Below are 13,236 nucleotides of genomic sequence, written 5' to 3'. Positions count from 1 at the left end.
GTCAAAGGATGCTCCGGCGGGGCCGACCGGTCAACTGCAAGGCCCGCAGGTAGGTGCCATAACTCTGCAGACCCAGGGTTTTCCAGTCGCGCCCGTCAAGGTGGGGGCGCGGCCGGGAGCCGGCGGCGCGCATCCGCTCCAGGGTGTGGCGCAGGATCAACGGCGTGAGCTCGCCCTCGTACAGATAGATCCAGCCGGGGCCGACCTCCTCGGCCAGAGCCAGATTGGACGGTGTCGATGGCACGAGCACCGGCCGATCCAGGGAGAGGGTGACGAGCAGAACGCCCGAATTGTGCATTTCGCGGTAGGGCAACACAACCAGTTCAGCTTCGCCGACCTCCACCACGAGTTCCTCGTCGGAGACGAAACGCAGTACCGAGCTGATGCGTTCGTCCTCGGCCTGTTCGGCGGTTATGACCGCACCGAGGCCGCTGGACGGGCGGCCGACGATGCGCAGCGTCAGATCCGCGCCCGGCACCGCGCGAAACACCTGCAGCAGGGTTTCGACCCCCTTATAGGGTCGAATCAGTCCAAAATAGAGGATGCGCCCGGGCAAGGAGTCCGACATCGGCATGCCGGCGAAGCGGTCCCGATAGTGGCCGTGCAGAATGGTGACGGCCTTGGACTCCGGTTCGACCGGGGTGGTTGGATTCAGTCGAATAACGAGCGCCGTACGGGAATCGAGTGCCTCGAGGGCGCGGGTTTCCGCGTTCTGTCCGGCCTCGTGCGGGGTGAGGTTGTGCATGGTGCGCACGATCGGAATGCGCTGCAGCCGCGCGCGCAGCAGCAGTGCGTAGAGAGCGGCGCGACGAAGCTTCGCCTTGAGCGGCCGGGGAGCGCGAATGAGCAGCTCCGGCCAGTGCACGTGCAAGACGTCGTACCGGCCCAGTAGCGCGGTGCGCCAGGTGAAGAACCGCATGGTCACGGCGTCCGGAGCGCCCTCGACGACCTGGTTGACGTAGCGAGTGGTGCCATCGGGTGCACTCAGCGATTGCAACACGGTGATTCTTGTCGAGCCCGTGCCTGTCGAACCTATCGTCGTCACGCCCATACCCCTTACGGGCCGGCAGGGAATGCCGGCGGTAACTGATAATCTGTCGGTTTAGAGTAGCGTGCCAGCCGGCGGCACGTTAGATGCGCGCATACCCCCGTTTGGGGCGAGCGAGTGATCGTCGTGCCGGCGCCGTGACAAGCCCGGCGGCGGCATCCGTTTTGCCCGGATTCAGCGTGAGAATCAACAGACAACCAAGCAACAGGTGCATCGGGCGCAGTGCGTCGATCGCGTTGAATCCGGCGATACAGACGGTGTAGGCGACGAGAGCGGCCGCGGCGCCGACGGCACGTTGGGACAGCGCGTGCGCCACGGCCGAGCCGATCACGAGCAGAAACAGGAGCACTCCGGGCAGGCCGATGCTGATCAGTAGCTGCAGCAGCGAATTCTCGATCGTGACCTCGTTGAACAGGCGCCCGGTGATGCCGGAAGTGCCAGGCCCCGACCCGATCCAACCGGTCAGATTCGCGGCCTGCAGGGACACCCAGACGCCGAGGTCGCGGGCCTGCGACGACAGTTCGGCCTCGACCGAGTTGTTGCGGGCGGTAAAGGCATCGAACTGGAAGAGTGCGACGATGCCCGCAGCCACGAGCACCGCGAGCAGCGCGAATTTGCCCCAGTGTTTTTCGCCGCGCAGCACCAGCGACACGAAGTAGGCGAAACCGATGGCGATCGCCGCCGACAGGATGGCACCGCGCGAGACGGTGGCGACGAGGCCGAGGCCGCTCAGGATCGCGGTGACGAGGGCCGGTTTCGAGTCCTCGCGCAGCCAGACGCCGATCCCCAGGGCGCACGCGACGGCAAAAAATAGGCCGGCGAACAGCGGATGCCCAAACGATGCGGTCGCGCGATACACCGACCAGTGCTGGCTGTCGCTCAGGCCGAGCACCGTGTACAGCGTGCCCCAGATCGGATTGGCGCGCAGCGCCCCCTCGATCAGGGCGTACGCTCCGAGCCAGGCGCCGAGCAGAAGCCAGGCCCGCCGAATCCAGAAGGACTCCCGGCTCGCGGTGCCGATGAAAAGCGGAAGCAACGCGCCGGCGCTGAAACTGATAGTCCAGCCGAGGCTCGCCTGCAGGTCGGGGCTGCGCAGCAGCGTGAACAGTGACCAGACCAGAAAGAGCACCGCGAAGAAGCGGGTAGCCGACTTGAACGGGGCCGGTGCCGTCGTGAGCGGAACGTTCGCCGTGGTGGTGATCAGCCGGCGCAGCGCCCAGACGACGATGATCATGGTGGTCAGCGGTAAGGCACCGATCGGGCCGTCCTGGGGCAGCACGCGGGCCGGAATGAGCGCAAAGGTGACCAGTGCCACGGCCGGCAGAACGTGCACGGGCAGCAGGAACAGGGTCACCATGGCGACGAAGGCGAGCAGGGCCAGCAAAATCACGATAAAGCCGAGACTGGCCACGAAGCGCGGCAGCACCAGGCTCGCCACAATGACGAACAGGGCGGCGAGCGCGCTGATAATGATCGGCGTGCGGCGCACTCGCAACATGGTGAAATCGAACATCGGCCGCCTTCGGGTGGTAGCGCAGAGTGGTGGCGCAGAAACTGTTGATCGCGCAGGGAATGGACGGGATAGAGCCGCAGCGCTGTTGATGCGATTAGGCGCAACGATAACACGTGAATTTTCCTCAGCGCCAGTAAGACGGCCGGAAAACCGATACTTTAGGCGGGTTGGGCTGCACAGGCCGCAAAATTCCAGCTGCTCCAGCACCGCACAGCCGACGAAATGGAGTCTTACGGTGAAATTATCCCGACTGACCTACAAGATTCTGCGGCGTGCCCGCGGGAGGGTCTACGCGATTCGGGCGCTGGGTGTGCAGATCGGCAGTGGATGTCGCATCCTCTCTGATATCGCCACCACCGAGCCGTGGCTCATCTCGGTCGGTGACCGCGTGACGATCAGCTCCGGGGTAACCTTCATCACCCACGACGGATCGGGCTGGCTCTACCGCGATGAGCGTGGCCGCCGCTATCGCTTCGCGCCGATTCGGGTGGGCTCGGATGTCTTTATCGGCGCCGGCGTGACAGTGCTGCCCGGAGTGAGCATCGGCGACCGTTGCGTGGTGGGTGCTGGGTCGGTCGTGACGGCATCGGTGCCGGACGGCACCATCGTGGCCGGCGTTCCGGCCCGCCCGATCAAGGCCTGGCCCGAGTTTCACGCGGCGCTGCGCGGGTGGCCGGCCGAGTCCGACATGGTGGGCCAGAGCTACCGGGAGCGGGTCGATTCGATCGCCGAGGGGCTGATGGCCCGGCGTTGACGGCTTCAGCCGGCGCGTTGAGTCGGCGCGTTCAACAGGCCGGCGTCAGCCAGGCCTTGATGAATCCCGCGCTCTGGTACCCGAACTGGTACACCCATTTGGGCGGATCCATCGGCTGCGCGGCGCCGATCACCGCGAGTACCCCTGGGTAACAGCGGGAGATCTGCAGGCGGGCCCGACTCACGTGATAGCTCGAGGTGACCACGATCACGCGGTTCCAGCCCTGAGCGCTCGTGAAGGCGGCGATGGCTTCGGCCTCCCCGCGCGTGCTCGTGGGGTGCGGGTCGAAACACTCCACCTCGATCGCCGTGCCCGGCACGGCCGGGTCGCGCCCGCACAGGTTGGCCGGGCGGGTGTCCCCGCCGAAGGCATCCGAAATGAGCACATGATCGCTGTACCCGGCCCTGGCCAGATCGAGGGCCTTCTGCACGACGGCCGCACTCCCGAGCCCGCCGAGCACGACGATGGCGTCGGCGCTGCTCGGAGCGTCTTCACGCGGAAACATGACCGTTCGCGTGGTGACGGCTACCAGGCCAACGGTCAGCAGGACGAGCCCGGTGAGGAGTACGAGGGCGCGCTGGTGCGGCGATCTCACTCGCTGCGCGGCAGCATCCGCTCTGCCGGGTCTGCTGTTTCTCCTGAAGGGGATGCCGCTGCTTCACCCGCCGCCGGTGCCCGTCCGGCAAACCAGATCGGTACCGCAAACGCGTAGCGCAGCACCGGCAGGTCGCGCACCAGTCGCCAGAGCAACAGCGACGCGGCGACCGCGAGGCCAGCGACCAGCGGGGGGAGTGCCGGGCCGAGGCGATCGAGCCAGGCCTGGACGCGGTAGAGCAGCAGCAGGCTCGTGATCAGCGACACCAGGAGTACATGCACGACGTAGATCGGCAGAGTATTGCGGCCGACATAGGCGAGCCAGGCCATGGCGCGAAAGCCGACCAGGAATCGGGCGACGAGCAGGCCAGCGCCGAGGGCGAACAGGCTCACCACGACGAGCGTTCCTGTGATGAACGGCAGGCGTGAATCCACGGTGAGAATGAGCCCGGCCAACACCAGAAAGGCAGCGGCGAAGCCGAGGCCGAGACCGAGCGCGCCGAGGCGGCTGGGGCGGTTGACGAAGGCGAGGATCCACTCGCGCAGGTGACAGCCGAGCAGAAAGAACACGAAGTAGCGGCCGATGCCGTTCCAGGCGATGTTGCCGGTGTCCGCGCGGGCGAAGAACAGCACCGACAGCACGACGGCGCCGCCGAGCTGCACCCGCCAGTCGATGCGGTTGCGCATGAGTTTGGCGGCCATGAAAAACAGGGCGAGGGCGTAGAGAAACCACAGGCCGTTGCTCGGGCGCACCGGCGCGAGCAGCAGATCGAACGGGTTGGTCTCGTCGAAGCCGGCCGGGTTGGTCAGGAGCGAGAAATAGCCGAAACGAATGAGGGTCCACAGGAGAAGGGCCCAGACCAGCAGGCTCAGCCGGGTTCGCCACAGCGTTGGCCAGCTGCGTTTGATGATCGAGGCGGCAAACAGGCCGGAGGCGAGAAAAAACAACGGCATGCGAAACACGATGAAGACCAGGTTGATCTTGTTCCAAAACTCCGGCGCGAGGCCGGAGAGTACCGTCCACTGCACCGCGTGCGCGAGGGCCACAAGCAGAATCGCGATGCCCTTGGCCCCGTCAACCCAGTCGACCCGCGTGCGTTCCGCCACGAACTACCTCCCTGCTAGATCGACCACTGCGCGAATGTTTTGATCATGTCCGTGTGGGCGAACCCGGGGGTGTCGTGCGCGAGCGTGTGGTACATCACCTCGGCGGCAGTGGCGACGGGCGCGATTTTATTGATTAGGGCGAGGCCGTTCCTGCTCGGAATGACGACATTGTCGGGGTGAGCGTCGTCGGAGACCAGCACCTTGACCCGGCTGTTTGTCCACGGGGTGGCGCTGATCCGGGCCGGGTTGGTGCCCTTGATCAGGGTGAGGTCGTTGTTGTACGCATCGCCGACGTGGGCCTGGTTCTTGGTGTCGTAGGCGTACAGCCATTCGTTGTCGTAGAGTCCGTTGACCATGTACAGGCCGCGAATGTACGGAATGAGCTTCTTGCCGTAGGTGTAGCAGGCCAGGGATCCGCCAAACGAGGTCGCGCGTAAGAAGTTGCGGCGCACGGTGTACAGCGCGTTCAGGTAGGTCCACGCATTCTTCTGCGCGTTGGTGGCAACGGAGTTGGTGTACTGGGTACCGCCGGCATTGATGCAGATGGCGATGGCGTTCTGGTCGACCACGAGTTCGCCGGGGTACTTGAAGCCGCCGTTCAGCGCGTTGTGCGAACTCGAGGCTGCGTGGTAGAACCAGACGGCTCCGATCGAGGCCGTCGAATTGCGCGACACGGTCTGGGGAATGAACAGGCGGGCGCGGTCGCCGCCGATGTCCACTTCAATATTGTCGTAGAGCTTTTTTCCCTTTTGGGTGAGCACATTGGAGAGGCGGGATACCTCCCCTGGCAGTATCGGGGCGGTCGCGGCTAAGGCTCCGGGTGCGCCCAGCGCACTGAAACCCAGCGTTGCAGCGCCAGCGGACGATAATGTGAGAAACTCTCGACGATCCATTCTGCCGAAGCTAGCAGAGAGACTCTCTGAGGTCCACCTCAAATTTCGGGATCAAGTTGTTTGTGCCACCGCGGCCGGCGGATGGGCCGGGCCGAGAGCCACCCGCAGCACGACGGCAGCGATCAGGGTTCCAAGCAGGGCGCCGAGACTGTTGGCGATCACGTCGTTGACGGTGGCAAATCGTTCCGGCAGAAAGACGAGCTGGCCGAGCTCGATAGTGCAGCTGATCAGCGTGCCGATCAGCGTGCCGATAAGTGTTCCGATCCAGTAGCGCCTGGTACCGGCGAGCAGCACGACGAGCAGGCCGACCGGAACGAACAAAGCGATATTGGCGCTGAATTCAATGCTCTGGTAGTCGAGCCAGGCCGGTACCCCGTGCGCGCGAAGCCACAGCACGACCGATGAAATCGACCCGTGCAAGCCGCGGTCCACCGGGGTCGGCCAGAACGCGATCAAGGCCAGTGCAGCGAGGTAGGCGAGTGCCAGCCATCCCGCGGCGCGGCGCAACATGGTGTGCCGACGTCGTCGGTTTGCGGTCATGACACCTCCAAGTTGCCGGCCCGTTTGAGCCGGCACGCCGACTAGTCACTATGCCCTACATTTCAGGCCGTGAACGCCCGGTCTAGTCCGGCTGGGGCCTGTGGAAGTCGGCGAAGTGGATGTTGAATGGCACCCCACCGCGCACCTCCCGTTGCGCTGCTGCCCCGTTCCGCAAGCCGACCCTCCCGAAGAGGACTGTTGTGGTTAAAGCCAGGCGTGTTCCGCTGCACCGACTGGTGCTCATCACGCTCGCCGTGAGCCTCACCGGGTGCGCGACAATACCCGACCTTCTCGCCGGCGGCTCGCCGCGAGCCCTGGCAGTGTCGTCGCCAACCGCACGGATGCCGACGCCGGCTGGCAGAACGAGATCGACGCCTGCCAGGGTGCCGTCGACATCAGCGCGCACTACGGCGTGCCGGTGATTGCCGAGCACTGGTCGTGTGGAGGGTCACAGTTTCCGAGGGAGGGCAGCACGATCACCCTGACCGGGGCGGCCAGCGGCGCCTTTCGCGTCGGGCCGGTCACCGCCGTGCTGAATGTCGCTACCGACACCGCCGACAACGTGCCGCGCGGGTTCGACCTGCTTTATCAGACCTGTCGGAACGGTTCGAGTGCCACCATGACGTTCACCGCACTCACCCGCATCGGCTAGCTGGCCGGAGCACCAGCGGCCAGGCGTTTCGGCAGCGCGAAGACGAGCACGAGCGCGAGAATGGCGAACCCGGCACTGACCGCCATCGCCATGGTGGCGCTGTGCGTGAAGGCGCTGGCCACGGCATCCGCTCCCGGGCCGGTCACGGTGAGGGTGCCGAAGAACACGCTGCCGATGACGGCGATACCGACCGCGCTTCCGACGCGCTGCATGACGCCGACCACACCGCTCGCGCCGCCGGCTTCGGAACGGTCGACGGTTGCGACGATGAAGGACACATTCGGGGCGATGAAGAATCCGCTGCCGAGGCCCGCGATGAACAGGGGCGGCAGCAGGTGCCAGTTGGTCAGCTCGCCCGGTGTCACCACGAGCATGACCAGCCAGATCCAGATCAGGCCGATCGTGACGAAGGCGACGCCCACCACGAGCACGGTACGCCCGAGACGCTTGGCCAGGCGGTCACTCTGCGACGCCCCCAGAATGGTTCCGATCGCGAACGGAATGGAGACGAGCCCTGACTCGAGCGCGCTGTGCCCGAGGCCGGCCTGCCACAGAATCGAGATGGTGAAGAAGATGCTCGTGAAAGCTGCGAAATAAACGAGCGCGAGAATGACACCGCCGGTGAATGCCGGGTGGGAGAACAGGTGCGGCGGCACGAGCGGGCTGCCGTTTCGCTTGGCGACGACGACTTCCCAGACGCCGAACGCGACGACGAGCAGCACCCCGACCGCGAGGGTGCCAAAGGTCCAGAGCGGCCAACCCTGATCTTCGCCCTCGATCAACGGCACCAGCAGGGCAACGAGGCCCGCCGAGACGAGCACAAGGCCGAGCCAATCGATACCGGCCCGCAACGTCGGTGCGGCCTTGGGCAGCGCTGCACCGCCGGGCAGCAAAAACACGGTGGCTCCGAGCGCGAGAATACCGATCGGCAGATTCACCCAGAACACCAGGCGCCAACCGTTCTCTACGCCGAAGGCCTCGATGATGATACCGCCGACGATCGGGCCGAGCGCGGTGGAGACGCCAATGACCGATCCCATGATGGCGTAGGCCTTGCCGCGCGCGCTGGCCGGGAACATCAGCTGGATGACGGCGGTCACGGCCGGCACGAACATACCGCCGGCCAGTCCCTGAATCACGCGGGCGATGATCAGCTGCAGGTCATTCTGGGCGAGGCCGCAGGCGAGGCTCGCGACCGTGAACAGCGCGAGTCCGCTGAAGAACACCCATTTGTGGCCGTAACGGTCGCCGACGCGACCGGCCGGGATGAGCGCGAGGCCGAAGGCGAGGGCGTAGCCGGAGATTATCCACGACAGCGTCGCTTCCGACGCATCGAGGCTCGTGCGAATGCTCGGCAGCGCCACGTTCACTATGGTCGTGTCGAGCAGCGCCATGAACATGCCCGCCAGCAGCACGATCAGGGATTGCCAGGCCCGGCGGGAAACGATCGGAGCTGTGGGGGGAGCGGGCGTAGACGTCACAGAAGACCCTACAACAGAACCCCCACTCGCCTGGAGTGGGGGTTCTGTTGCGTCGTTGTGCTTTACTACTGTCGGGGTAACAGGATTTGAACCTGCGACCTCGTCGTCCCGAACGACGCGCGCTACCAAGCTGCGCCATACCCCGATGGCCCTTGAGCCTAGATCAGTATAGGCGCTCCGAGGCCGTCCTGACGAATTGAGCGAGCAGGTGGGCGGTAGGCCTTATCCAGCGCAAAGGGTCAGCAGGGTTGCCTCGGGCGGGCAAGCGAATCGAACTGGAGCGTAGATCGAGGTGCCGAGGCCGGCCGAGACATTCAGAAAGGCGGTGCGCAGTCCGTGGTTCCAGGTGCTCAGGCCCTTCACCTGGCGGCGGGGAATGTCACAGTTGGTTACCAGCGCGCCGAAACCGGGCACGCAGACCTGCCCGCCGTGGGTGTGCCCGGCCAGAATCAGCTGGGCGCCGTGATTCACGAACGAGTTCAACACCCGCTGGTACGGCGCGTGGGCGACGCCGATGGTCAGCGTGGAGCGCGGAGCCGCGGCTTCCTCCGGATCGGGCCAGACGTCGTCACCGAGGGGATCGTTGGCCCGCAGGTCATCGATCGCACGGGTGATCAGGTCGAGCCGGTCGCGCCCGATGTGCGGGTCGTCGACGCCGAAGAACTCTACGTGCGTGCCGTTCAGGTCGAGCGATTCGGCGGCATTGTTGATGTCGGTCCAGCCGAGATCGGCAAACACTCGGCGTAGGGCATCGGTGTCGAGTTCCTCGCGCCGCACGGTGCGGCGGCTGGAGGGGCCGCCGAAATAGGTGAACGGGTTTTTCAGCTGTGGCCCGACATAGTCGTTGGAACCGTTGACGAACACCCCGGGGATGCCTCGGAACGGTGCCAGGGCATATTCGATGCCGGTGACACCGTTTTCATGCCCGAGGTTGTCGCCGGTGTCGACGACAAGATCAGGCTTTAGTGTGGCGAGGCTGCGCACCCACTCCTGCTTGTTTTTCTGCCACGGGGCCATGTGCAGGTCGGAGAGATGCAGCACCCGAATGGGCGCTGACCCCGGTGCGAGCACCGGAACGCTCACCTCACGCAGCGTGAACCGGGTGCGCTCGACCAATGCCCCCCAGGCGAAGGCGGCGAGGCCGACCGCGCCAGCAGCGACGAGGGAAGTGCCGACGAGACGGCCACCACCGCCGAGGCCACGAGCCGCGGTCATTCGTTCTTCTTGTCGGTGCTGGCGTCCGCTTTAGGGGCCGTGTATTTTCCGATGACAATCGTCACGGCGTCGCCGGGGCGACTGGCCGTTCCTTCGCCGGGCTGCACGGCGACAACCTTGCCGTCCTGGGCCTTGTCCGTCGTGGCCTGTTCGAGCTTGGCCACCGTGAAACCGTAGGGAGCGGCGGTGAGCGTGCTGCGGGCATCCGCTTCACTCTTGCCGATGACGGACGGAATGGTGACGCCGGTGCCATCACTCGAGTAAGCCGTGATGCTGGAACCTCGACTCGAGGAGGACCCGCCGGCCGGGTCGGTGTTGGCCACGGTGCCGGCCGGCATCTCGGAGCTGGTCACGCCGCCGTCGACGAACAGGAAGCCGGAGGCTTCGATGGCGGATTTGGCGTCGGACATCGACTTGCCGCGCACGTCGGGTACCGGAACAGACACCGCGTTGATCACGCTGGACGAGGCCTCCGGAAAGGCATCTCCGCCGTACCTGGCGTTGGCGACACTCATGACTTCGGGCCATACGTAGTGGCGGATATATTGCGCACTGAGGCCGTTGAGCGTGGTAAAGCGCTGATTCTTGTAATCGCCGCTCACGTTGACCACCCCGACGACGGTGGCAACCTTACTGCTGGCACCGCTCATCCAGGTGTCCTTGGCGGAGTCGGTGGTTCCGGTCTTACCGATGATCGGAACCCGGGGTGACGTGCGCGATCCAGAGGCGGCCGCTGTTCCTCCGCCGATTGTCGTGGTCGCCATGGCGTATTGCATTCCAGCAGCGACCGCGGGTTCAACGGACTGCGTGCACTTCGTCTGGGGGATCGGCAGCTCGGTACCGTCGGAGCTGACCATCTTGGAGATGACGATCGGGGTGCAGGTCATGCCGTTGTTGGCAATGCCAGCGAACGCGACAGCCATCGTGAGCGGGGCGACGTAGTTCGTGCCGATCACCGAAGACGCGTTCTGACCGAGAAGGCCGCCGTCGGCTGCGTGCACGTCGAAAGCCTCAGCCGTGTTCTTGATGCCGCACAGGTCCAGCTCCTTGGCCATACCGATGAAGCCGGTGTTGATCGACCGGGTGGTCGAGTGCAGCGCCGATTCATTCGGGCCACCCTCGCCACCGTCATTGCGCGGGCTGAACTTCGTGCCGTAACTCTGCGGGCCGAGGCAGCTGTCCTGGAACGTGCCCCAGTCCGACTTGACTCGTGAGTCAACCCGTTCGGTGAGGGCGTGCCCCTCCTTCAGCCACTCGGCCAGCGTGAAGACCTTGTAGGTTGAACCGGGCTGAAAGCCTCCGGAACCGCCCGTGGCGTAGTCCGTGTTGTAGTTGATGCTGGTGAAGTTGCTGCCGGCAGGCTGCTCAGCCTGGCTGTAGTCCTTGTTTTGCGCCATGGCGAGCACCTCACCGGTACCAACCCTGACGCTCGAAACGACCCCGCCAACGTCCCAGCCGGGATACGACTTGGGGACGTACTTATTTAGCGAATTTTCGGCGGTAACCTGCAGTTCGAGGTCGAGCGTGGTGTACACGTCGAATCCGCCGCGCTTGAAGTTCTCGAGGCGCGTTTCAGCATCCGCTCCGAAGGTGGGATCGGACTTCAGAATCTTGGTGACGTAATCACAGAAGTAGGCGCTGCCTCCGGCCGTCTGGCATCCGGTGCTCGGAACGGTGATGACAGGCTCGACCGGTGCTGCCACAGCGGCGTCGTAGTCGGCCTGGGCGATCTTGTCGTATTTGAGCATCTCGCCCAGGATGTAGTCGCGACGAAACTTATTGTCGGCGTAGCCGTTTGCCGCCCCGTTGGTTTCGCTGTCGGGGCGGTCGAGCTGAAACTTGACCGGGTTGTTCACGATCGCCACCAGACTGGCCGCCTGCGGAAGGGTGAGCAGGGCCGCGGTGGTGTTGAAATAGTAGTTGGCAGCGGCTTCGATGCCGTAGACCGATCCGCCATACCCGGCAATGTTGAGATAGCCGCGAAGAATGTCTTCTTTTTCGTACTTCTTCTCGATGCCGATGGCCAAACGCATTTCGCGCAGCTTGCGGTCAGCGGTCGGCTTGGTGGCATCGGAATAGCAGGCGTCGGCCTCGTCGGCGTCGGGCATCACCTCGCACTTTTGAATGAGCACGTTCTTCACGTACTGCTGCGTGATCGACGAGCCACCGCGGGTTTCACCGCCGGCGAAGGTCTGCACGGCACCGTTGAAGCTGGACTGAATGTCGACGCCGCCGTGCTCCATGAAGCGCGGGTCTTCACCGGCGATGGCGGCATCCTTGGCGAACTGGCTGATCGCGTCGGAGGCCACATCGACTCGGTTCTGCTCGTAGAACGAGGCGAGGAGTACGCGGCTACCCACCGGGTCCGCGGCGTCGGTCGACGCGTAGATGTTGCTCTTCTGGGAGAGCCGATCTATGGAGAGGTACTCGGGCAGGCTGTCGAACACGTTGATGGTGTTCGTGGCGGCCATGCCGGACAGGGCAACGGCTGGGGCGACGGCGGCGGTCACGAGAATGCCGGCGACGGCACTCATCCCGACGAGACCCAGGAGACCCCCCAGAGCCCCGCTCACGGTTCGATTTTTGGCAGACATAGACTTGAGCGTAAGCGACAAATCTGAAAGCCCGCCTCAATAGGAGTCACATGCCCGCCTGGGAGTACCTCACAACGCCGTTGATGATCCACAACACGGCCGCCATTCTGAACAACTGGGGCTCTGACGGGTGGGAACTCGTGCAGGTCGTACCCGGTCCAGAAGGTGGCCTCGTTGCCTACCTGAAACGCCCCCTCGCCGCCAAGGAAGGGGCATAGTCGTGTCGAAGATCGAAGCACGCCTGGCCGAACTGGGCCTTGAACTGCCCAGCGTCGTGCCGCCGGTCGCCGCCTACGTACCCGCCGTGATCAGCAACGGTTTCGTCTACACCGCCGGCCAGCTGCCGATGGTTTCTGGCGCGCTGCCCGCTGCCGGCAAGGTCGGCGACGGCCACGGCCTGATCCCAGCGGCTGATGCTCAGGAGTATGCCCGCACCTGCGCACTCAACGGCCTCGCCGCCATCAAGAGCGTGATCGGTTCACTTGACCGCATCACCCAGGTGGTCAAGGTCACCGGCTTCGTCGCCTCCGATCCCGCATTCACCGGCCAACCGGCCGTGGTCAACGGTGCCTCGAACGTTCTGGTCGAGATCTTCGGCGACATCGGGCGTCACGCCCGCTCCGCCGTGGGTGTTGCGGTGCTGCCGCTCGATGCTCCGGTCGAGATCGAGTTCGTCGTCGCCTTCGCATAAGTCCGTGTCCGGCGCGCCGGGCATCCGCTTTCGAAACGGATGCCCGTCCCGCGGTGGCGAATTCAGGAAAAATGCGACGGCGGCGTCCAGCGCGGCCCGCAATCGCGGGGTGCTGGCACACGGCTGACCCGGTTTTCCTGAATTAGCCACCGCA

The 13,236-nt window shown here is 64.9% G+C and carries 13 protein-coding genes, 1 tRNA gene and 1 pseudogene; 4 read left to right on the top strand and 11 right to left on the bottom strand.

Translation table 11 applies throughout. From position 1 onward, the window contains the following. Nucleotide 1: 1 nt before the first annotated feature. Both E3O11_RS02395 and E3O11_RS17460 read right to left on the bottom strand, forming a co-directional pair. On the bottom strand, nucleotides 2-1,000 hold the full coding sequence (locus E3O11_RS02395; RefSeq protein ID WP_198415530.1) for a glycosyltransferase family protein: 999 nt from the start codon (nucleotides 998-1,000) through the stop codon (nucleotides 2-4). A gap of 130 nt (nucleotides 1,001-1,130) precedes the next feature. Continuing rightward, on the bottom strand, nucleotides 1,131-2,561 hold the full coding sequence (locus E3O11_RS17460) for an O-antigen ligase family protein (RefSeq protein WP_146812647.1): 1,431 nt from the start codon (nucleotides 2,559-2,561) through the stop codon (nucleotides 1,131-1,133). Between the two features lie 235 nt (nucleotides 2,562-2,796). On the opposite strand from E3O11_RS17460, the gene E3O11_RS18390 reads away from it, so the two are divergent. Then, complete coding sequence (locus E3O11_RS18390; RefSeq protein ID WP_277871249.1) at nucleotides 2,797-3,315, top strand: acyltransferase; 519 nt, start codon at nucleotides 2,797-2,799, stop codon at nucleotides 3,313-3,315. A gap of 31 nt (nucleotides 3,316-3,346) precedes the next feature. Here the strand turns inward: E3O11_RS18390 and E3O11_RS02380 are convergent, their stop codons facing one another. The 5 genes and pseudogenes from E3O11_RS02380 to E3O11_RS02365 all read right to left on the bottom strand — a co-directional run bounded on the left by E3O11_RS02380 (nucleotide 3,347) and on the right by E3O11_RS02365 (nucleotide 6,449). Continuing rightward, the gene (locus E3O11_RS02380; protein ID WP_092449725.1) at nucleotides 3,347-3,910 is read right to left on the bottom strand and encodes a YdcF family protein; all 564 of its coding nucleotides are present in this window, start codon (nucleotides 3,908-3,910) and stop codon (nucleotides 3,347-3,349) included. Next, nucleotides 3,907-5,016: an acyltransferase family protein gene (locus E3O11_RS02375; RefSeq protein ID WP_092449727.1), complete on the bottom strand. Its 1,110-nt coding sequence runs from the start codon at nucleotides 5,014-5,016 to the stop codon at nucleotides 3,907-3,909. Before E3O11_RS02375 ends, E3O11_RS02380 begins: the two co-directional genes overlap by 4 nt. 14 nt (nucleotides 5,017-5,030) lie before the next feature. Further along, nucleotides 5,031-5,777 carry a hypothetical protein gene (locus E3O11_RS02370; protein ID WP_092449729.1) on the bottom strand — a complete coding sequence of 249 codons (747 nt, stop codon included), beginning with the start codon at nucleotides 5,775-5,777 and terminating at the stop codon, nucleotides 5,031-5,033. 57 nt (nucleotides 5,778-5,834) lie between these two features. Continuing rightward, nucleotides 5,835-5,909: pseudogene (locus E3O11_RS18640) on the bottom strand (twin-arginine translocation signal domain-containing protein); the annotation flags it as partial. A gap of 51 nt (nucleotides 5,910-5,960) precedes the next feature. After that, entirely contained in the window at nucleotides 5,961-6,449 is a 489-nt protein-coding gene (locus tag E3O11_RS02365) for a VanZ family protein (protein ID WP_092449731.1), read from the bottom strand. A gap of 268 nt (nucleotides 6,450-6,717) precedes the next feature. On the opposite strand from E3O11_RS02365, the gene E3O11_RS02360 reads away from it, so the two are divergent. Continuing rightward, nucleotides 6,718-7,101 (top strand): hypothetical protein, encoded by a 384-nt coding sequence (locus tag E3O11_RS02360; protein WP_092449733.1) that lies wholly within the window; start codon nucleotides 6,718-6,720, stop codon nucleotides 7,099-7,101. On the opposite strand, the gene E3O11_RS02355 is transcribed toward E3O11_RS02360, so the two are convergent. The 4 genes from E3O11_RS02355 to E3O11_RS02340 all read right to left on the bottom strand — a co-directional run bounded on the left by E3O11_RS02355 (nucleotide 7,098) and on the right by E3O11_RS02340 (nucleotide 12,391). Continuing rightward, on the bottom strand, nucleotides 7,098-8,582 hold the full coding sequence (locus E3O11_RS02355; RefSeq protein WP_233195461.1) for an MFS transporter: 1,485 nt from the start codon (nucleotides 8,580-8,582) through the stop codon (nucleotides 7,098-7,100). The genes E3O11_RS02360 and E3O11_RS02355 overlap by 4 nt on opposite strands. Nucleotides 8,583-8,653: 71 nt before the next feature. Further along, nucleotides 8,654-8,727: transfer RNA gene (locus E3O11_RS02350), tRNA-Pro, on the bottom strand. A 77-nt stretch (nucleotides 8,728-8,804) separates the two neighbouring features. Next, nucleotides 8,805-9,797 (bottom strand): metallophosphoesterase, encoded by a 993-nt coding sequence (locus E3O11_RS02345; protein WP_092449735.1) that lies wholly within the window; start codon nucleotides 9,795-9,797, stop codon nucleotides 8,805-8,807. Beyond that, the gene (locus tag E3O11_RS02340; RefSeq protein WP_092449737.1) at nucleotides 9,794-12,391 is read right to left on the bottom strand and encodes a transglycosylase domain-containing protein; all 2,598 of its coding nucleotides are present in this window, start codon (nucleotides 12,389-12,391) and stop codon (nucleotides 9,794-9,796) included. The genes E3O11_RS02345 and E3O11_RS02340 overlap by 4 nt, the downstream gene beginning before the upstream one ends. Before the next feature lie 50 nt (nucleotides 12,392-12,441). Between E3O11_RS02340 and E3O11_RS02335 the strand changes: the two genes are divergently transcribed. Both E3O11_RS02335 and E3O11_RS02330 read left to right on the top strand, forming a co-directional pair. Next, nucleotides 12,442-12,609 (top strand): Sp36 family protein, encoded by a 168-nt coding sequence (locus E3O11_RS02335; protein ID WP_134441105.1) that lies wholly within the window; start codon nucleotides 12,442-12,444, stop codon nucleotides 12,607-12,609. Between the two features lie 2 nt (nucleotides 12,610-12,611). After that, nucleotides 12,612-13,082, top strand: coding sequence for a RidA family protein (locus tag E3O11_RS02330; protein WP_092449738.1), 471 nt, complete (start codon nucleotides 12,612-12,614; stop codon nucleotides 13,080-13,082). Nucleotides 13,083-13,236: the final 154 nt, after the last annotated feature.

It is taken from the genome of Cryobacterium levicorallinum, from assembly GCF_004402405.1.
GTDB classification, from domain to species: Bacteria; Actinomycetota; Actinomycetes; order Actinomycetales; family Microbacteriaceae; genus Cryobacterium; species Cryobacterium levicorallinum.
Note: the sequence above shows the minus strand (reverse complement) of the source record. Positions and strands in the feature narration are given on the sequence as shown.